This is a genomic window from Micromonospora sp. AP08 (assembly GCF_008085935.1).
GTDB lineage: Bacteria > Actinomycetota > Actinomycetes > Mycobacteriales > Micromonosporaceae > Micromonospora > Micromonospora chersina.
In genome coordinates this window covers 16,054-35,264 of sequence record NZ_VSEZ01000019.1, presented here as the reverse complement: position 1 = coordinate 35,264, position 19,211 = coordinate 16,054, and the positions used below count along the sequence as shown (strand labels likewise).

The following is a 19,211-nucleotide window of genomic DNA, read 5'->3' as shown; positions in this document are numbered from 1 at the left end:
CCCGGGATTTCAAATCGACGCACGTCCCGGCGGTGTCACGCCGGTCAGGCCGCCTGGGGGTGCAGGACGGTACGCAGGCAGCCGTCCTCCTTCTTCTGGAAGATCTCGTAGCCCCGGGCGCCCTCCTCCAGCGACATCGGATGGGTGGCCAGGAAGCCCGGGTCGATCTCGCCGATGGCGAGCCGGTCCAGCAGCATCGGGATGTAGCGCTGGGCGTGCATCTGCCCCATCCGCAGCACCAGCGCCTTGTTCATGGCCGCGCCGAGCGGGAACTTGTCGACCAGGCCGCCGTACACCCCGACGATGCTCACCGTGCCGCCCTTGCGGCAGGCCATGATGGCCTGCCGGACCGAGGTCGGCCGGTCGCTCTGGAGCCGGGCCGTCTGCTTCGCCTTGTCGTACGCGTAGGTCGGCCCGACGTCGTGCGACTCCATGCCGACCGCCTCGATGCAGGCGTCCGGCCCGCGCCCGGCGGTCATCTCGCGCAGCGCCTCCAGCACGTCGGTCTCGGCGTAGTTGATCGTCTCCACGCCGAGCCGCTGCGTCGCGGTGGCCAGCCGTTCCGGCAGCCGGTCGATGACGATGACCCGCTCGGCGCCGAGGATCTGCGCGGACCGGGCGGCCATCTGCCCCACCCCGCCGGCGCCCCAGACGGCGACCACCTCGCCGCCCTTGAGGCCGCAGAAGTCGGCCGCCATCCAGCCGGTCGGCATGGCGTCCGAGGCGAACACCACCGAGTCGTCGGGCACCCCGTCGGGCACGGTGAACGCGCCGACGTCGCCGAACGGCACCCGGATGTACTCGGCGTGGCTGCCGGAGTAGCCACCGCCCGCGTGCGAGTAGCCGAGGATGCCGGCCGGGGAGTGACCCCAGAGCTTCTCGGTGAAGACCGGCTGGGGGTTGGAGTTGTCGCAGAGCGAGTACTGCTCGGTGCGGCAGTACCAGCAGCCGCCGCAGGCCACCACCGAGCCCACCACGACGCGGTCGCCGACCTTGATCCGCTGCACGTCGGGGCCGGTCTCCACCACCTCGCCCATGAACTCGTGGCCGAGGATGTCACCCTCGCGCATCGCCGGCAGGTACCCGTTGATGAGGTGCAGGTCGGAGCCGCAGACGCTGCTGGCCCGCACCTTGACGATGATGTCGCCGGCCGACCGGATGGTCGGCTCCGGCACGTCGCGGACGGCCAGCCGGCCGACGCCCTCCCAGCACAGCGCCCTCACGGCCGCCCTCCCGCCATCAGCTTCTCCCGGATCCGGTCGGTCGCCTCCTCCTGCTTCGGGCTGCGCCCCGACGGGTCGTGCCGGGTGTCCAGCACCTGCCCGGTCTCGATCAGCGACTTGATCCGCCGCAGGCCGCTGCGCAGCGCGAGGTCCGGGTCGTCCCCGGTGGCCAGGCCGAGCGCCCGGCGGACCGGGCCGGACCGCCAGCGCAGCTCGGCACGGATCTCGGTGCCCCGGTCCTGCGGCGCGGGCACCAGCTCGACCCGCCCCTCCTGGGCCACGGGCCCGTCGGTGACCCGCCAGCTCAGCCGGCCCGGGCCGTCGACGGTGATCTCGGCCCGCCACTCGGTGCCCCCGCCGGCCGGGTCGCTCGCCACACAGCGCCAGCGGTTGTCGGCGAGCTGCTCCAGGGTCGCCCACTCGGCGAGGCCCCGGTCCAGCCGTTCCCGATCGGTCCAGAAGCCGATCACCGCCGGCATCGGCCGGTCCACGGTGATTCCCCGGTGGACGACGTACCAGCCGTCCGCCCGGTCGGGTTGGTGCCGGCGCCGGCGCCGGGCCACCACCCGGCCGACCCCGAGCGCCGTCATCGTGGCGGCGCCGGCCAGCGCCCACCTCGTCGCGTTGCTGCTCATCACGTCTCCTCCACCGGGGCGTCTCGGACCGCCCGCATCCCGCAGCGCTACCCGGCCCGACGGGGTCGAAACGGTGAAACAGTTTGATCACCGAAATTTCGGGCACGCTGCCGGCCACCCTGCCAGACCCGAGAGGGGCACGCGTGGCCTTTGACCGCGAGGAGTACGGCCGGCCCCTCCCGGCCGCCGACAGCGCGCCGTTCGTCCCGCTCGACCCCGGCTCGGCGTCCACGCCGGACCGGCTCCCACTGGCGTACGTCCTGCCGCTGCCCAGGGCCGGCGACACCGACCTCGCCGAGCTGACCGGCTACCTGCGCCAGCTGAGCCGGTCGGTGGACGTGATCGTGGTCGACGGTTCGCCGCCGGAGCTGTTCGCCCGGCACGCGGCCGCCTGGCGCGGCCTGGTCCGGCACGTCCCGCCCGATCCCGCGCTGCACGGGCGCAACGGCATGGCGCGCGGCGTGCTGACCGGGGTCGCCCTGGCCCGCCACGAGCACGTGGTGATCGCCGGCGCCGACGTCCGGTACGACCGCGGGGCGCTGCGCGCCGTGCACGGGCTGCTCGACCGGGTGGACCTGGTCCGGCCGCAGCACCATTTCGACCCGTTGCCCTGGCCGGCCTGGTGGGACACCGGCCGGCTGCTGCTGCACCGGGCGCTCGGCGGGGACCGGCCGGGCAGCCTCGCGGTGCGCCGGAGCACCTTCCTGGCCATGGGCGGCTACGACCCGGACGTGCTCTTCGGGAGCCTGGAGCTGGTCCGGACGGCCCGCGCGTACGGCGCCGCCACCGCGGCCCCCGCCTGGCTGTACGTGCGCCGGCGCCCGCCCACCGTCGCACGGTTCCGCCGGCAGCGGGTCCGGCAGGCGTACGACGACCTGGCCCGACCCGGATGGCTGGTGGCCGCGCTGGCGGTGCTGCCGGCCGCGGCGGCCGCGCTCGCCGCCCGGCGGCCGGGGCTGCTGCTGCGGGCCGGGGTGGCCACGGTGGCCGTGGCGGAGCTGGGCCGGAGGCGGGCCGGCGGCACCCGGGTCTTCCCGGCGCACACCGCGCTCGCGGCACCGGTCTGGCTGCTCGAACGCGGGGTCTGCGCCTGGCTCACCCTGGGCCGGCGGCTGCGCGACGGCGGTCCCGGCGCGGACGCCCGTCCGGTCGCGCACTCCACCCGGGCGTTGCGCCGGCGGCTGGCCGACCGCCGCCCCGACGACCTGGTGCTCTGGGTGGAGACCGGCGCCGCGCCGGCCCCGGCCCGGGCGGACCGGCTGGCCGGCTGAGCGGTCACCCCGGACGCGAACAGCTCGCGGCCACTCCCCGGCGTGCTGCCGGGAGTGGCCGCGAGCTGCAGCGTACGGATGCCCTGGTCAGTACCGCACCTGGTCGCGGGACTGCTGGGCGGTCTCCTTGACGTCCTGCGCGGCGGTCTTCGTGTCGTCCTTGACCGCGTGCACGGCGTCCTGCGCGGTGGCCTTCACCGACTCGGTGGCGTGCTGCGCCGGCTCGCGCAGCTCCTCCTTCAGCTCGCTGGCGACCTCGCTCAGCTTCTCCTTGACCACGCCGCCGTGCTCGGCGGCCTTCTCCTTGACCTGCGCGGCGACCTGCTGCTCGCGCCGGGTGGCCGGGATCAGCGAGGAGACCAGCATGCCGACGCCGAAGGCGATCACGCCGGCGGCGATCGGGTTGCCCTCGGACTTCTCCCGCAGCACCTGCGGCGCCCGCTGGGCGGCGTCACCGACGGTCGAGGCGGCGGCGTGCGCCTTGTCGCCGACCGTGGACGCCGCCGAGGAGGCGTGGTCGCCCACCGAGTGGGCGGCGTGGCCGGTGCTGTGGCCGAGGTCCGATGCGGTTCCCATCACCTTGTCCTTCACATTCGTCAGCGCGCTGCGGACGCGCTGCTTGCGGTCGTCGACGATGCGGCTCGGGCTGACCTTGTACGCCAGGGCGTCCACGTCCGAGCTCAGGTTGGTGCGAGTGGCTTCGATCTCCCGGCGGATCTGGTCGGGGTCGGTGCTCATCGGGTGACTCCCTCCGGGTGCGGCTTGAGCGCGTCGGGGATGCGCTGCACGCTGTCGTTGGTCTGCTTGAGGCCGCGGATCCGCTCGGCGTTCTTCTTCGCCATCGAGTAGAGGACCCCCGCGACGACGGCCCAGATCACGGCCACGATCAGCGCGGCCAGGCCTGAATCCATCACGTTGTCCAGGAACTGCCAGATCGCGATGGAGACGAAGAGCGCCACCATGTAGCCGCCGAAGCCGGCGCCGCCGAAGAGCCCGGCGGCCTTGCCCGCCTTCTTGCCCTCCTGGCGGATCTCGGCCTTGGCCAGCTCGACCTCCTGGCGCATCAGCGTCGAGAGGTCGGTGGTGACCTGGCGCATCAGCTCACCGATTGAGCTGCCCCGGACCTCGTCCGCGGTGTGCGGCGCGCCCGCCGCCTGGTAGCCGGAGTCCAGCCCGGACCCCTGCGTCGGCATGCTCATGCCGTCGCCTCCCTTCTGCCGGTCCGGCCGTTCACGGACGGTTCACGCCGCTCGACGGCACGCCCGGCAGCGGGTCGGTCCGGCTCGGCGGGGGCAGCGGCTGGCCGGTGCCACCCTCCGGGTCGGCCCAGGTGTTCGGGGCGCCGCCGGCCGGGTAGGTCGCGCCCGGCGCGGAGTAGCCCGGGTCCGGCTCGGCGTACGTGCCGGGGGTCGGGTCGAGGTAGCCGCCCGGCGGCACCTGCTCCGGCACCGCCCGGGAGGTCGGGATGACCGCGGTCCGGTCCGGGTCGTAGGACGGCCGGACACCGTCGGCGCCGTCGCCGATCGCCGCGATGTTCCGGGTCAGCCGGCCGGCGACCACGCCGAGGAGGGCGGCACCCAGCAGGAAGGTGCCCGGGTTGCGGCGGGCGTAGGTCTTCACCTCGTTGAGCAGGTCGCCCGGCTCGCGCTGCTCCAGCCAGCCGGCCACGCCGTGCACCCGGTCGGCGGCCTGGTGGGCCAGCTCGGTGACCGGGCCGCCGCTGCCGCCGTTCTGCGCCATCGAGCGCATCTCCTCGGCCAGCGACCGCAGCCCGCTCGCCGCGCGCTGCTGCTGCTGGCTGGTCTGCGCGGTGACCTGGTTCCGGGCCTCGCCGTAGAGGTTGCGGGCCTGGCGCTTCGCCTCGCCGACGACCTCCTGGCCCTGTTCCTTGGCGGTCTGGGCGACCGCGCCGCCCGCGTTGGCGGCCTCGTTGCCGACCTGGCGGGCCTGGTCACGGACCCCGCCGCCGTTGGTCGACTCGTACGTGCCGGACGTGGATGAGAGATCGTAGGTCATGATGTCCCTTCCGCTCGGAATTCGTAGCGGTTGTGCTCGGGGGATCACGCCGACGTTGCTGCCGGCGTGTCGAATTCCCTACCCCCGGTCGCCCGGTCCATGCCTGATTCGTCATTTCTCTGCGGAAGCGACCCGCGCCGGTCACACAATGGAGGGTCTGCCCGCCCGGGCGGCGGTGAGCTCCACGGAGGTGACAGCGATGGCACGTGCCGTGCGCGGACGCGCCCCGGCCCGGCCCCGGCCGACGATCCAGAAGGTCGCCCTCGCGGTGGCCGCCGTCTTCCTGCTGATCGGCGTGCTCGGCTTCGTCCCCGGCTTCACCACCCACTACGGCGACCTGAAGTTCGCCGGCCACCACTCCGAGGCCAAGCTGATCGGCCTGTTCCAGGTGTCGGTCCTGCACAACCTGCTGCACCTGCTCTTCGGCCTGGTCGGCCTGGTGCTGGCCCGCCGGATCGCCGGGGCGCGGCTGTTCCTGGCCGGCGGCGGCGCGGCCTACCTGGGCCTCTGGCTGTACGGCTTCGCCATCGACCGGGAGACCGCGGCGAACTTCATCCCGATCAACGACGCCGACAACTGGCTGCACCTCTTCCTCGGCTTCGGCATGCTCGCCCTGGGCCTGCTGCTCAACAACGAGCTGGGCACCGGCGGCCGGCCGGACAGCCCCCTCGACCGGCCCTGACCAGCACCGTCACCCGTTCGGGCGGCAACGCCTGCGGACACACCGGGCACGCGTTTGCCCGGTCGCCGCCCGGGGCACGAGGACCACCACGGGGAGTGACCCCGGCGGGACGAGGAGGTCCGGCGATGCCACGGTGGTTGCGGGAGAACGCGCTCACGGTCGCCATGCTCGGCGCGTTCGTGGTCTTCCTGATGTTGCAGAGCGTGTTCGGCTGGCAGGTGCACAACGAGGAGCTGGCCGAGTACGGCGCCGCGCCGCTGAGCTGGTGGGCGTACCTGGGCACGGGCCACTTCGCGGAGGCGGTCTTCGAGAACTGGGAGTCGGAGTTCCTCCAGATGGGCGGCTACGTGCTGCTCACCGCGTACCTGGTGCAGAAGGGCTCGGCCGAGTCGAAGCCCGAGGACCAGACGGACCGGCCCGAGGACGACCCGCGGCACGCCAACCCCGACTCCCCCTGGCCGGTGCGGGCCGGTGGCCTGCCGCTCGTGGTCTACCGGAACAGCCTCTCCATCGCGCTGCTCATGATCTTCGGTGGGGCGTTCCTCGGCCACCTCTTCGGCGGCGTGGCCGCCTACAACCAGGAGCAGGCGTTGCAGAGCGGGGCCGCCCCCATCAGCGCCTGGCAGTTCCTCGGCACCAGCGACTTCTGGTTCCAGTCGATGCAGAACTGGCAGAGCGAGTTCCTCGCCGTGGGCGTGCTGATCCTGCTCAGCATCGTGCTGCGCCAGCACGCCAGCCCCGAGTCCAAGCCGGTCACCGCCGCGCACGCCCAGACCGGCGCCTAGGGCGTCCGCTCAGGCGGCGACCGGCAGGCGCTTGGCGAAGCAGACGCTGTACGGGTTGTCGACGTACTCCCCGTACACCGGGACGGGCCGGTAGCCGCAGGACCGGTAGAGGCCGATGGCGGCCGGGAGGTAGGTGCCGGTCTCCAGGCAGACGGTGGTGTGCCCGTGCCGGAAGGCCAACTCCTCCAGGGCGGCCAGCAACTGCCGGGCGATGCCCCGCCCCCGGTACGCCGGCCGGACGTACATCCGCTTCAGCTCGCCGTTCTCGGCGTCGAGGGCCTGGAGCCCGCCGCAGGCGACGGCCCGCTCGCCGTCGACCACCGCCAGGTAGCGGATGTCGTCGTGGGTGATCGTCGCCTGCCCGTCCAGGCCGCCGTCGGCCTCGCGCAGCTCGCGCTGCTGGGCGGCGACCAGGGCGGCGATCTCCGGATCCGTGGCGGGACGGGATTCGATCAGCATTCCGTCACGGTAGGTCGGCCGGATTTCGCGGAGGTTTCCGGCCAACATCCCGAACACGGACGGAGCGGAACTAGTCCCAGTCCTCGTCGTCGGCGTCGTCCTGCGGGGCGGCCACCACCTCGTCCTCCGGACGGACCCGGCGCGCCTTGCGGGCGGCCAGCCGCTCCGCGGCGGAGACGCGGGTCGACTTGTCCTCCAGCCGGACGTCGGTGCCCCGGTTGCCGGGGACGAAGTCGACGCCGGCGTAGAGGGTGGGCTGCCAGTCGAACTCCCGGTCGCCGATGCGGACCAGGTCGCCCGCCTGGGCGCCGGCCTTGGCCAGCTTCTCCTCGACGCCGAGGCGGGCCAGCCGGTCGGCCAGGAAGCCCACCGCCTCGTCGTTGTCGAAGTTCGTCTGCTTGACCCAGCGCTCCGGACGGCTGCCCCGGACGGTGTAGGAGCCGTCCTCCTCCGCCTCGATGGTGAAGCCGGCGTCGTCGACCGTCTTCGGGCGGATCACGATCCGGGTCGGCTCGGCCGGCGGCGCGGCCCGGCGGGACTGGTCGACCAGCTCGGCCATCGCGTACATCAGCTCCCGCAGCCCTTCGCGGGTGGCGGTGGAGACCTCGAACACCCGGAAGCCGCGGGCCTCCAGGTCGGGCCGGACGATGTCGGCGAGGTCCCGCCCGTCCGGTACGTCGATCTTGTTGAGCGCGACCAGGCGGGGACGGTCGGCCAGGCCGCCGTACTGGGTCAGCTCGGACTCGATGGCGTCGATGTCGGCGAGCGGGTCCCGGCCCGGCTCCAGCGTCGCCGTGTCGACCACGTGCACCAGCACGGCGCAGCGCTCGACGTGGCGGAGGAACTCCAGGCCCAGGCCCCTGCCGGTGGCCGCGCCCGGGATCAGGCCCGGCACGTCGGCGACCGTGAAGGTGTGGTTGTCCACCCGGACCACGCCCAGGTTGGGCACCAGGGTGGTGAACGGGTAGTCGGCGATCTTCGGCTTGGCGGCGGAGATCACCGAGATCAGGGAGGACTTGCCGGCGGAGGGGAAGCCCACCAGGCCGACGTCGGCGACGCTCTTCAGCTCCAGCACCACGTCGAGCCGGTCGCCCGGCTCGCCCAGCTCGGCGAAGCCGGGGGCCTTGCGCCGGGCGTTCGCCAGCGAGGCGTTGCCCCGGCCGCCGCGCCCGCCCCGGGCCGCCTCGAAGGTGGTGCCCGCGCCGACCAGGTCGGCCAGCACCTCGCCGTCGAGCGTCTGCACCACGGTGCCGTTCGGCACCTTGATGATCAGGTCGTGGCCGTTGGCCCCGTCCCGGTTCGAGCCGGCCCCGCCCTTGCCGTTCTCGGCCTTCATGTGCGGCCGGAAGTGGAAGTCGAGCAGGGTGGTCACCTGCGGGTCGACGACCAGCGAGACGCTGCCGCCGTGCCCGCCGTTGCCGCCGTCGGGGCCGCCGAACGGCTTGAACTTCTCCCGGTGGATGGAGACACAGCCGTGCCCGCCGTCGCCGGCCTGCATGTGCAGGACGACCCGGTCAACGAACGTCGTCACGACGCCAATCCTTCCAGCGGGATCCACCCCGCACCTGAAAAAGCGAAGCGGGCCGGGACCCGAGGTCCACGGCCCGCGACGCCTGCGAATTACTGCTGCGGCACGATGCTGACGGTCTTGCGACCGCGCTTGGTGCCGAACTGGACCGAGCCGGCGGCCAGCGCGAACAGCGTGTCGTCGCCGCCACGGCCGACCAGGTCACCGGGGTGGAACTTGGTGCCACGCTGACGGATGAGGATCTCACCCGCGCTGACGACCTGACCACCGAAGCGCTTCACGCCGAGCCGCTGGGCCGCGGAATCGCGACCGTTACGCGAGCTGGACGCACCCTTTTTGTGAGCCATTGGAGGACGACCTACTTCCCGCTGGAGATGCCGGTCACCTTGACCTGGGTCAGCGGCTGGCGGTGACCCTGGCGCTTGTGGTAGCCGGTCTTGTTCTTGAACTTGTGGATCCGGATCTTCGGGCCCTTGGTGTGCGCGGCGATCTCGCCGGACACCGCGACCTTGGCAAGCTTCGCCGCGTCGGTCACCAGGTCGTCACCGTCGACGAGGAGCACCGCGGTGAGCTTCACCGCGTCGCCGGGGGCACCGGCGAGCTTCTCGACCTCGATCACGTCGCCCTCGGCGACCTTGTACTGCTTGCCGCCGGTCTTGACGATCGCGTACATCGGAGGCGGACTCCCTGTCGTTGAGGCTGCTGGCGTCTTTACCCACCGTTGCCGGTCGGTCGTTCCCACGGCGTCTCGCCGGGAGCCGTGACACCGGCGGCGCGGGCACGCGGGAACTCGGCACACCAAAGTGCGCCGCAGGCAAGCGTACGCCATACCCGGCCCGCCACCCAAACCGGGCCGCCGGTTCGGCCCGCGGGTGAGGCGAAACGCACCGCTCAGCGGCCCTGCCACGGAGACGGCAGGGGGCCCCTGCCCCGGGCTCGGTGGCCGGGGCAGGGGCCCTGTCGAACGCGCGTGCGGGTCAGCTGGCTACGGCCGGGTACGCCGCCGGGCGCCGCCACGCCGGGACCGCCGGCGGGCGGTGCCGGTGTCGGCGCCCTCCTCGTCCCCGTCGCCGAGGGCGTCCGGGTCGTCCGCGGCGGCCAGCCGGGCCGAGTCGCCCTCCTGGCTGTCCGTGACCGCCGGGCCGGCCGCCGCCTGGGACTCGAACCGGGACAGGTCGTAGCCCTGCGTGTCGTAGTAGTCGTCCTCCGGGGTGTCGACCACCTCGGCGACGGCCTTCTCCGGCGCGGCCGGGGAGGGCTGCTCCGCGGCCTCCGCGGCGGGCTTCTCCGGGGCGGCCTTGCGGCCCCGGCGCCGGCCCTTCTCCTCGCCGGCGGGGGCGGTGACGGCCGAGGCGACCGCCTTGACCTTCTCCCCCGCGCCGCCGCGCGGCTTCTCCGGCACCGGCTCGGTGTGAATGATCACGCCCCGGCCCTTGCAGCACTCGCAGGTCTCGCTGAACGCCTCCAGCAGGCCGGCGCCGATCCGCTTGCGGGTCATCTGCACCAGGCCCAGCGAGGTGATCTCGGTGACCTGGTGCTTGGTGCGGTCCCGGCCCAGGCACTCGGTGAGCCGGCGCAGCACCAGCTCACGGTTCGACTCCAGCACCATGTCGATGAAGTCGATCACCACGATGCCGCCGAGGTCGCGCAGCCGCAGCTGGCGCACGATCTCCTCGGCCGCCTCCAGGTTGTTCCGGGTGACCGTCTCCTCCAGGTTGCCCCCGGAGCCGGTGTACTTGCCGGTGTTGACGTCGATGACGGTCATGGCCTCGGTCCGGTCGATCACCAGCGACCCGCCGGAGGGGAGGAAGACCTTCCGGTCCAGCCCCTTGAGGATCTGCTCGTCGATCCGGTACTCGGCGAAGACGTCGGTGGTGCCGGCGTGGCGACGCAGCCGGGCGACGAGGTCCGGCGAGACGTGCGACAGGTACGACTCGACCTCGTCGTACGCCTGCTCGCCCTCGATCACCAGCTCCCGGAAGTCCTCGTTGAAGAGGTCACGCACCACCCGGATGACCAGGTCGGGCTCCTCGTAGAGCAGCACCGGGGCGCCGCCCTCGGCCGCCTTGGCCTGGATCTCCTCCCACTGCGCCTGGAGCCGCTTGACGTCCCGGGCCAGCTCGTCCTCGCTGGCGCCCTCGGCGGCCGTCCGGACGATCACCCCGGCGCCGTCCGGCACCAGCTTCTTGAGGATGTCCCGCAGCCGCTTGCGCTCGGTGTCCGGCAGCTTCCGGCTGATGCCGGAGGCGTTGCCGTTCGGCACGTAGACCAGGTGCCGGCCGGAGAGCGCGATGTGGCTGGTGAGCCGGGCGCCCTTGTGCCCGATCGGGTCCTTGGTGACCTGCACCAGCACCGAGTCGCCCGACCGGAGCGCGTGCTCGATCGAGCGGGCCCGGCCCTCCAGGCCGGTGGTGTCCCAGTTGACCTCGCCGGCGTAGAGCACGGCGTTGCGGCCGCGCCCGATGTCGACGAAGGCCGCCTCCATGCTGGGCAGGACGTTCTGCACCTTGCCCAGGTAGACGTTGCCGGCCATGGTGCCGGACGAGTTGCGGGTCACGTAGTGCTCGACCAGCACGCCGTCCTCGAGGACCGCGATCTGGGTCCGGTCGCCCCGCTGGCGCACGGCCATCACCCGGTCGACCGCCTCCCGGCGGGCCAGGAACTCCGACTCGCTGAGGATCGGCGGTCGGGTACGCCGCTGCTCGCGGCCGTCCCGGCGGCGCTGCCGCTTGGCCTCCAGCCGGGTCGACCCGGAGACGCCCTGCACCTCGTCGACGGCCTTGCGCGGCTCGCGGATCTTGACGACCGTGGGCACGCCGTCCTCGGCGGCGGTCTCCGCCTCGCCGGCGCCCCGGCGGCGGCGCCGACGGCGACGACGGGTCATCCCCTCGCCCTCGGCCTCCTCCTCGTCCTCGGTCTCCTCGGCCTCGGCTTCGGCGGCCTCGGCCCGGACGGCCTCCTCGGCCTCCTCGTCCTCGGCCTCCTCGGCGCCCCGGCCGCGGCCCCGGCCCCGGCGGCCCCGACGACGGCGGCGACGCATGGCCGCCTCGTCCTCGTCCTCCTCCGCCTCGGCGGTCTCCTCGGCCTCGGTGGTCGGCTCCTCCTCGGCCTCGACCTCGGCCGCCACCGGCTCGACCTCGCGGCGGCCGCGCCGGCGGCGCCGACCGGTCTCCGCCGGCTCCTCGACCGGCTCCTCGGCGACCGGGTAGGTGACCCGGACGACCGGGGCCTCCTCGGGCTGGGGAGGCATGAACAGGACGGTCGGCGCGGAGAGCGCGGCCCGACGGCGGCGGGTGGTCGGGGCGGGCTCCTCGGCCGGGCCCGGCACGGCCGCACCCGGCGACACCTCACCGGTCCGGTCCTCCGGACCGCCGGCGCGGGCCAGGCGGGCCTGGTCCTCCGGGGTCGGCTCGTCCTCGGCGTCCTCGCCGACCGCGTCCTCGTCCTCGGGCTCGCCGGCGGCGGGCGGCTCGGCGTCGGCCTGCGGCTCGGCCACCGCGTGCGGCTCGGCCGCCGGCCCGGCGGCCTCGGCGGGCGCCTCGGTCGGCGACTCGTCGGCCGGGGCCTCCACGGGCGGCGGGGTGGTCTTGCGGCGGCGGGTACGGGTCACCTTGACCGGCGGCACCACCTCGTCGGAGGCGGCCTCCACGTCGGCGGCGGCCACCGGCTCCTCGACCGCCTTGGCGGGGGTCGCCTTGCGCCGCCGCCGGGTCTTCGGCGCGGCCTCCAGGTCACCGGCGACCGGGGCGAACACCTCGGCCTGCGGCGACTCGCCGCTGCCGGTCGCCGCCGTCGGCGCCTCCACCGGCGCATCGGTCTGCTCCGGCTGGTTCAGCGGCGCGGCCTTGCGGCGGCTGGCCCGCTTGCGGGCCGGCGGCTTGACCTCGGCCGTGCCTTCGGTGCTGCTGCTGGCGGTCGCCTCGGCCGGCTCTGCGCCGGTCCGTTCGCCGCCCTCGGGCTCGTTCTCGAGCATGGACGTTCTCCAGTTCTGGCTGCCCCGGGCGCGGGTGAGCGCTGCCACGCAGGGTCGCCGCAAAAGGTGTTTCCGCCGGGCGCGCAGGTGCGCGACCGCCGAAGTCTGCCTGCCAGAACGCCGACCGTCGGTCAGCGTTCTCCGATGGCTGCCCCGTCGCGGTCCGCGTCCAACGGATCCACGATCTCGCCCTGCGCGGTCAGCGTGCCCTGCGCCAGCCGGATCACCCTCGGGGAGACCGGCGGCTCCAGGTCGGCCACCACGCGGAGGCCGGAAAGGACGTCATCGGGTCGTACGGACGGGGTGACCTGCCGCACGACCAGTTCGAGTATCGCACACGGTACGGCCGTCGCCCCGGAAGGCGTCTCGGACGGCGGCAGCGTATCGATGGCGATGACCGCAGCACGGGCGTCGAAGGTGCGCCGGCCCTGCTTGGTCATCCGCTCGACCTGGATCTCCTCGGCGGCCGTGAACGCGCTCACCGCCCGCTCCAGCGCGGCCGGGTCGACCTCGGGCAGCTCGATCCGCCAGCGGGACGCCTCGATGCGGTCGGCCAGGCTGCCACCGGTGGCCTCCACCGCGTCCAGGACGTCGAGCCCGGGCGACAGCGCGGCGTCCAGGGCCGCCCGCAGCTGCGCCGGGTCGACCGGCTCGCGCAGGCCGATCTCCAGGTACTCCGCCTCGCTGGCCACGCCCGTGGGCGCCGCGGAGGCGTACGAGATCTTCGGGTGTGGGGTGAAACCCTGGGAGAAGGCGATCGGCACGCCGGCCCGGCGCAACGCGCGCTCGAAGGCCCGGGCGAAGTCCCGGTGCGAGGTGAACCGCAGCGGGCCACGCTTGGCGTACCGGATCCGGACCCGCTGGACGACCGGCGCCTGGCCGCCCTCGGGTTGAGGCTTTCTGGCGATCGTGAGCTCCTCGGCTTTACCTGGGTGTCCGTCCCATCCTGGCGCAGCGGCCGGCACGGCCCGCAGCCGGGGCGGCGGAAGCGGCCGGACGAACCGGCTCGAACCGGTCAGCGGGGGCCTGCCCGCCCGCCCGGAGACGACGGTGACCGGCCGGTGACACGCAGGTCACCCGGCCGGCCACCACGGTTCAGGACCGGTTCCCGCCCGGTGGCGGGTAGGACCCCGGTGGGGGCGGAAGGTGCCCGGGCGGCGGAGCGTACGGGTTGGCGCCCGGCGGGGCCTGACCACCCGGCGCGCCCGGCGGGGCGTGGTAGCCGGCCGGGACGGGCGGGGTGCCGTAACCGCCCCCGGCGCCCCGGTCGAGCAGTTCGTCCGGTACGGCGGCGGCCCGGGCCGCCTCGCGGCGGTAGCGGCGCCGGTTCCAGATCAGGAAGACCACCAGCGCCACCAGCACCACCAGCGCCACGGCGATGCCGATGCCGATGACCATGACCTGCTGGTCCGTGGGACCGCCGCGGTCGCCGTGCTCGGTGACGTCGAAGTCGTCGTCCTCGGCGGCCTGCGGTGGGGCCGGGCTGGCCGCGGCCGGCTCCAGGAGCGGGTTCGCCGAGACCGCCGGCACCTTCGCGGTCAGGGCCGCCAGCGCGTCGATCCGGCCGAAGCCGTACTGCGGGTCCCGGCCGGGCGGGCCGGCGTCCCGGGCGGTGCGGATGATCCGATTGATCACGTTGGGGGCGGAGAGGTCCGGGTATTTCGACCGGATCAGCGCCGCCACGCCGGAGACGATCGCGGTGGCGTCGGAGGTGCCGTCACCCCAGCCGTAGCCGTGGTCCCGGCCCGCGTTGTAGATGCTGTCGCCGGGGGCCGCCACCACGGCCTCCGGCCCCTGGACCGAACCCGACCAGAACCGCCCGCCCCGGGTGGTGCCGGTCACCGCGATGATCCCCGGGACGTTGGCCGGGCTGGTCACGTCGACGTCCCCCTTGGCGGTGTTGCCCGCCGCGGCCACCAGCACCACGTCCCGGTCCAGGGCGTACCTGATCGCGGACTCCTCGTCGGCGGAGGCCACGCCCCCACCGCCGTAGGACAGGTTGATCACCTTGGCGCCGCCGTCGACGGCCATCCGGATGCCCTGGGCCGACGCCGCATCACTGATCTCACCCTTGCCCGGCTTCGTCTTGATGGGCAGGATCCGCACACCGGGGGCGATGCCGGTCACCCCGTCGGAGCCGGCGTTGCGCGCCGCGATGATGCCGGCCATGTGGGTGCCATGGCCCTCCACGTCGGAGCGTCCGTCGCCCGGGGCCCCGTAGCTGCGGCCACCGGGGAGCACCTGACCGGCCAGCTCCGGGTGGGTGGCGTCGACGCCGCTGTCCACCACGGCGACGGTCACCCCGCGCCCGGTGGACAGCTTGTGCACCTGGTCGATCCGCAGCTCGTCCAGGTACCACTGCTCGGCCCGTCGCGGGGCGGCGGCCGCCGGTTGGGCGGCCCCCAGCACCATGAGCCCGGCCACCAGGCCGGCCGCGACCGGCCGGAGCATGCCCACGTGCAACCTCATCCGTCCGTCCTCAGCGCAGGATGCCCGGGGACGCGGCGTCACCGCTGCCCCACGGATCGTCGTCCTCAGTCAACCACGACGAGTGCTCGCTGCCGCTGCCGCCGTGCCCGGCCCCGCCGTGCCCGCCGCCCATCATGCCGCCGCCCATCATGCCGGCGCCGCGCGCGCCACCCGCGCCCGCGCCGGCCGCGTTGCGCAGCGCGCTGGCCGCGCTGGTCATCGGGGGCACCTTGCCGTTGCCGCCACCGACCATGCCGGGGATGCCGCCCATGCCGATCCCGCCGGCCGCGCCGACACCGCCGCCACCGATGCCGCCGGCCGAGCCGAGACCGGCCCCGCCGCCACCGAAGCCGCCGCCCGCACCGCCGAGGCCCGCGGAGCCGCCACCGAGACCGCCGGTGCCGCCGTAGCCACCGCCGATGCTGCTCGGCCCGCCCGCGCCGGCAAGGCCGGTGCCGTAGTCGTGGTCGCCGGTCCCGACCCCCGGGTACCCGGCGCCGGTCGACGGCGGTGTGTAGGTGCCGGCGCCACCGCCGCTCCCGCCGCCGAAGTCGGGGCCTCCGGTGGTGGGCGGGGGCGTCAGCGATCCGCCGCCGCCCGAGAAGGAGCCCCCGCCGCCACCGGCGCCGGTGCTGCCGAGGCCCGGCGCGCTGCCACCGAAGCCGCCGCCCGCGCCACCGCCGCCGCCACCGCCGCCCGGCAGGCCGGACGGCGGCTTGCGGTCGTCGGGCCGGTAGTCGTCCCTGCTGTCCTGCGGGCTCGGCACCACCAACTTGGGCCGCTCGGTCTCCACCGCGGCGGGCAGCGGCGACATGGCCGAGTTGGCCGCCTGCTGGTTGTCCCGGTACCAGTTGTCCAGGTGCGACTTGGTGTCCCACCAGCCGTCGCGCTGGTTGTCGCTGGCCTTGCCGTCGACCTTCATGGTCGCCTCGAGGTCGTCGGCCTTGTCACGGAACGCGCCGTCGGCGTACGAGGCGGGGTTGCTCTGGTAGTCCTTGCGCAGCGCCGCCAGGAAGCCCGAGGCGCTCTCGCCGTCGCGGGCGTCGTCGAGCTCGGTGCCGTTGGGCAGGCTCCACTCGTTCCAGCCGAAGTCGTCCATCAGCGGGATCGGGATGCTCGCCACCGACTTGCGGATGTCACCCTCGATCCGCGACAGCGCACCGCTGACGTTGCTGGCGTGGGTGATCAGCTCCTCGATCTCCTTGCCGATCTCGCCCAGGTGCTCGCGGTACGCGTCGCCGCCGCTGCCCTTCCAGCCGGCGAGCAGGCCGGGCAGGCCGCCGCTGTGCGGGCGCTCCTGGCCGGGCGCGATCGGGCCGACGAAGGAACGCCCGACGAGCGCGTCGCGCAGGTAGCCCAGGCCGGTGGAGAGGCTGCTCCACCCGACGCCGACCGAGCCGACCGTCTCCGGGTCCGCCGACAGCGTCACCTCGCGGACGCACCGCTCCCAGGTTCCTCCAGCCATGACCGTCTCCCCCTCAGGCCGTGTACGGGTAGGTGGGCGGCTGCTGGCCCGTCGCCGGCGGCGGGGCGGCGGACTCCAGCATCCGCTCGATCTCCTTGCCGTTGGCGGCGTTGCGGGCCTCGGTGTCGCGGAACGCCTTGGCGATGTCCTCGGTGCCCTGCTTCAGGGTGGCCAGCTTGAGGGAGAGCGCCTTGAGGTGACCCTCCATGTTCGCCGTCGACTTCGTCAGCGCCTGCCACTGCATGCGGGCGTCCTCGTACGCGCCGAACGGCGTGCCGTTGGGCACCGTCTGCGCGTTGTTGCTGTCGCCCTTCATCCGCTCCTTGATGCGTTCCATCTCGTAGCCGATGGTGTCGTCGACGTACTGCTTGAGGCGCTCGACGTACTCCGCCGCGGCTTCCAGGTCCTCGACGCTGACGTGCAGATCGCCGGTGTCCGGCGGCCTGATGTCACCCATGCTGCTGCCCTCCCCGCTGCCGGCCCCCGGCCGGTCCACTACGGACGCAGCGTATCGAGTGACAGCCAGTCGAGGCACCCCCACCCCGCGGCGCGGGACATCGACGGGTGACGAGTCCCGGAATGTGACGGAGCGCGGGAACCCCGTGGGGATCCCGCGCTCGGGTGTGCGTCGGTGGTGCTACTGCTGGGCGCCGGTGGGCAGCTTGAGCCCGTTGACCGGGGTCAACGGCAGCAGCTTCTTACCGGTCGGGCCGATCTGGATCTCGGTGTCCATGGACGGGCAGACGCCGCAGTCGAAGCAAGGCGTCCAGCGGCAGTCGTCCTGTTCGTACTCGGACAGGGAGTCCTGCCAGTCCTGCCAGAGCCAGTCCTTGTCCAGGCCGGAGTCGAGGTGGTCCCAGGGCAGGACCTCCAGCTCGTCGCGCTCCCGGGTGGTGTACCAGTCGAGGTCCACCCCGAAGGACGGCAGCACCTCGGCCGCCGCGTCCACCCAGCGCTGGTAGGAGAAGTGCTCGCTCCAGCCGTCGAACCGGCCGCCGTTCTCCCAGACCTTGCGGATCACCGCGCCGACCCGGCGGTCGCCCCGGGACAGCAGGCCCTCGATCAGCGACGGCTCGCCGTCGTGGTAGCGGAAGCCGATGGCCCGGCCCAGCGACCGGTCGCTGTTGATGGCCTGCTTGAGCAGCTTCAGCCGGCCGTCGATGACCTCCGGGCGCTCCATGGCGGCCCACTGGAACGGGGTGTGCGGCTTCGGCACGAAGCCACCGATCGAGACGGTGCAGCGGATGTCCTTGGACCCGGTCGCCGCCCGGCCGGCCCGGATGACCTCGTGCGCCATGTCGGCGATCTCGAGGACGTCGGAGTCGGTCTCGGTGGGCAGGCCGCACATGAAGTAGAGCTTCACCTGCCGCCAGCCGTTGGTGTACGCGGTGACGACGGTGCGGATCAGGTCTTCCTTCGACACCATCTTGTTGATGACCTTGCGGATCCGCTCCGACCCACCCTCCGGGGCGAAGGTCAGGCCGGTCCGCCGCCCGTTGCGGGACAGCTCCTGCGCCAGGTCGATGTTGAAGGCGTCCACGCGGGTCGACGGCAGCGACAGCGAGACGTTGGTGCCCTCGTACTGCTGCGCGAGGCCGGAGCACATGTCGCCGATCTCGGAGTGGTCGGCCGACGACAGGGACAGCAGGCCCACCTCGTGGAAGCCGGAGAACTCCAGCCCCTGCTGCACCATCTGGCCGACCGTGGTGATCGAGCGCTCCCGCACCGGGCGGGTGATCATGCCGGCCTGGCAGAACCGGCAGCCCCGGGTGCAGCCGCGGAAGATCTCCACCGCGTACCGCTCGTGGACCGTCTCGGCCAGCGGCACGAGGGGCTTCTTCGGGTACGGCCAGGCGTCCAGGTCCATGGTCGTGCGCTTGTGCACCCGGAACGGCACGTCGGGACGGTTCGGCACGACCCGCTGGATCCGGCCGTCGGGCAGGTAGTCCACGTCGTAGAAGCGCGGCACGTAGATGCTCTCGGTGCGGGCCAGCCGCAGCAGCAGCTCGTCCCGGCCGCCCGGGCAGCCCTCGGCCTTCCAGTCCCGGACGATCGCGGTGATCTCCAGCACCGCCTCCTCGCCGTCGCCGAGCACGGCGGCGTCGATGAAGTCGGCGATCGGCTCCGGGTTGAACGCGGCGTGCCCGCCGGCCACGATCACCGGGTCCGCCTCGGTGCGGTCGGCGGCCAGCAGCGGGATGCCGGCCAGGTCGATCGCGGTGAGCAGGTTCGTGTAGCCCAGCTCGGTGGAGAAGGAGACGCCGAACACGTCGAAGTCGCGCACCGCCCGGTGGGCGTCGACGGTGAACTGCGGCACGCCGTGGGCGCGCATCAGCTTCTCCAGGTCCGGCCAGACCGCGTACGTCCGCTCGGCCAGCACGTCGGGCAGCTCGTTGAGCACCTCGTAGAGGATCTGCACGCCCTGGTTGGGCAGGCCCACCTCGTACGCGTCGGGATACATCAGCGCCCACCGGACGGTCGCCGCGTCCCAGTCCTTGACCACCGCGCCCAGCTCGCCACCGACGTACTGGATGGGCTTGGTCACCTGGGGCAGCAGCGGCTCCAGCCGCGGCCACACGGAATTGGCCGCGACCGGGCGCGGCGTCGTCGACGGGGCACTCATGATGCCCAAGGGTACGCGGTCCCCCGCCACCCACCACGCCGCACCGCTCCCCCGCGCGCCCGGCCCGACCAGCGCCGCAGCC

General features: G+C 73.6%; 18 protein-coding genes. 3 read left to right on the top strand and 15 right to left on the bottom strand.

The annotated features are described in order from the left end of the window. Positions 1–44: 44 nt before the first annotated feature. Together FXF50_RS25265 and FXF50_RS25260 are read right to left on the bottom strand one after the other, a co-directional pair. On the bottom strand, positions 45–1,223 hold the full coding sequence (locus FXF50_RS25265; RefSeq protein ID WP_148431422.1) for a zinc-dependent alcohol dehydrogenase: 1,179 nt from the start codon (positions 1,221–1,223) through the stop codon (positions 45–47). Next, entirely contained in the window at positions 1,220–1,858 is a 639-nt protein-coding gene (locus tag FXF50_RS25260; protein WP_148431421.1) for a cyclase, read from the bottom strand. The genes FXF50_RS25265 and FXF50_RS25260 overlap by 4 nt, the downstream gene beginning before the upstream one ends. Positions 1,859–2,001: 143 nt before the next feature. Between FXF50_RS25260 and FXF50_RS25255 the strand changes: the two genes are divergently transcribed. Next, entirely contained in the window at positions 2,002–3,129 is a 1,128-nt protein-coding gene (locus FXF50_RS25255) for a glycosyltransferase family 2 protein (protein WP_148431419.1), read from the top strand. Positions 3,130–3,216: 87 nt separating this feature from the next. Here FXF50_RS25255 and FXF50_RS25250 read toward each other — a convergent pair whose 3' ends face one another. The 3 genes from FXF50_RS25250 to FXF50_RS25240 are packed head-to-tail and all read right to left on the bottom strand — an operon-like array spanning position 3,217 to position 5,145. Next, on the bottom strand, positions 3,217–3,867 hold the full coding sequence (locus FXF50_RS25250) for a DUF3618 domain-containing protein (RefSeq protein WP_148431417.1): 651 nt from the start codon (positions 3,865–3,867) through the stop codon (positions 3,217–3,219). Further along, entirely contained in the window at positions 3,864–4,328 is a 465-nt protein-coding gene (locus FXF50_RS25245) for a phage holin family protein (protein WP_148431415.1), read from the bottom strand. The genes FXF50_RS25250 and FXF50_RS25245 overlap by 4 nt, the downstream gene beginning before the upstream one ends. 31 nt (positions 4,329–4,359) lie before the next feature. Then, complete coding sequence (locus FXF50_RS25240) at positions 4,360–5,145, bottom strand: hypothetical protein (RefSeq protein WP_148431413.1); 786 nt, start codon at positions 5,143–5,145, stop codon at positions 4,360–4,362. Positions 5,146–5,344: 199 nt separating this feature from the next. On the opposite strand from FXF50_RS25240, the gene FXF50_RS25235 reads away from it, so the two are divergent. After that, a complete protein-coding gene (locus FXF50_RS25235) occupies positions 5,345–5,827 on the top strand; it encodes a DUF4383 domain-containing protein (RefSeq protein WP_148431412.1) in 483 nt (160 codons plus the stop codon). A 125-nt stretch (positions 5,828–5,952) separates the two neighbouring features. Beyond that, positions 5,953–6,612, top strand: coding sequence for a DUF6766 family protein (locus FXF50_RS25230; protein WP_148431410.1), 660 nt, complete (start codon positions 5,953–5,955; stop codon positions 6,610–6,612). Positions 6,613–6,621: 9 nt separating this feature from the next. Here FXF50_RS25230 and FXF50_RS25225 read toward each other — a convergent pair whose 3' ends face one another. From FXF50_RS25225 to FXF50_RS25180, 10 genes are all read right to left on the bottom strand, one after another. After that, entirely contained in the window at positions 6,622–7,071 is a 450-nt protein-coding gene (locus tag FXF50_RS25225) for a GNAT family N-acetyltransferase (RefSeq protein WP_148431409.1), read from the bottom strand. Positions 7,072–7,141: 70 nt separating this feature from the next. Continuing rightward, positions 7,142–8,602 carry a GTPase ObgE gene (gene obgE, locus FXF50_RS25220; protein WP_148431407.1) on the bottom strand — a complete coding sequence of 487 codons (1,461 nt, stop codon included), beginning with the start codon at positions 8,600–8,602 and terminating at the stop codon, positions 7,142–7,144. 89 nt (positions 8,603–8,691) lie between these two features. Further along, positions 8,692–8,946 carry a 50S ribosomal protein L27 gene (gene rpmA / locus FXF50_RS25215; RefSeq protein WP_013288010.1) on the bottom strand — a complete coding sequence of 85 codons (255 nt, stop codon included), beginning with the start codon at positions 8,944–8,946 and terminating at the stop codon, positions 8,692–8,694. A gap of 11 nt (positions 8,947–8,957) precedes the next feature. Beyond that, positions 8,958–9,272 (bottom strand): 50S ribosomal protein L21, encoded by a 315-nt coding sequence (gene rplU, locus FXF50_RS25210; protein ID WP_018787289.1) that lies wholly within the window; start codon positions 9,270–9,272, stop codon positions 8,958–8,960. 312 nt (positions 9,273–9,584) lie between these two features. Continuing rightward, a complete protein-coding gene (locus FXF50_RS25205) occupies positions 9,585–12,572 on the bottom strand; it encodes an Rne/Rng family ribonuclease (RefSeq protein WP_148431405.1) in 2,988 nt (995 codons plus the stop codon). A 131-nt stretch (positions 12,573–12,703) separates the two neighbouring features. Beyond that, positions 12,704–13,423: a TIGR03936 family radical SAM-associated protein gene (locus tag FXF50_RS25200; protein ID WP_148431499.1), complete on the bottom strand. Its 720-nt coding sequence runs from the start codon at positions 13,421–13,423 to the stop codon at positions 12,704–12,706. Positions 13,424–13,667: 244 nt separating this feature from the next. Then, positions 13,668–15,041 carry a type VII secretion-associated serine protease mycosin gene (gene mycP, locus FXF50_RS25195; protein ID WP_148431403.1) on the bottom strand — a complete coding sequence of 458 codons (1,374 nt, stop codon included), beginning with the start codon at positions 15,039–15,041 and terminating at the stop codon, positions 13,668–13,670. Between the two features lie 10 nt (positions 15,042–15,051). Then, positions 15,052–16,506 (bottom strand): hypothetical protein, encoded by a 1,455-nt coding sequence (locus FXF50_RS25190; RefSeq protein WP_148431401.1) that lies wholly within the window; start codon positions 16,504–16,506, stop codon positions 15,052–15,054. A 13-nt stretch (positions 16,507–16,519) separates the two neighbouring features. After that, a complete protein-coding gene (locus FXF50_RS25185; RefSeq protein WP_148431399.1) occupies positions 16,520–16,963 on the bottom strand; it encodes a hypothetical protein in 444 nt (147 codons plus the stop codon). A 180-nt stretch (positions 16,964–17,143) separates the two neighbouring features. Beyond that, on the bottom strand, positions 17,144–19,129 hold the full coding sequence (locus tag FXF50_RS25180; RefSeq protein ID WP_148431398.1) for a TIGR03960 family B12-binding radical SAM protein: 1,986 nt from the start codon (positions 19,127–19,129) through the stop codon (positions 17,144–17,146). Positions 19,130–19,211: the final 82 nt, after the last annotated feature.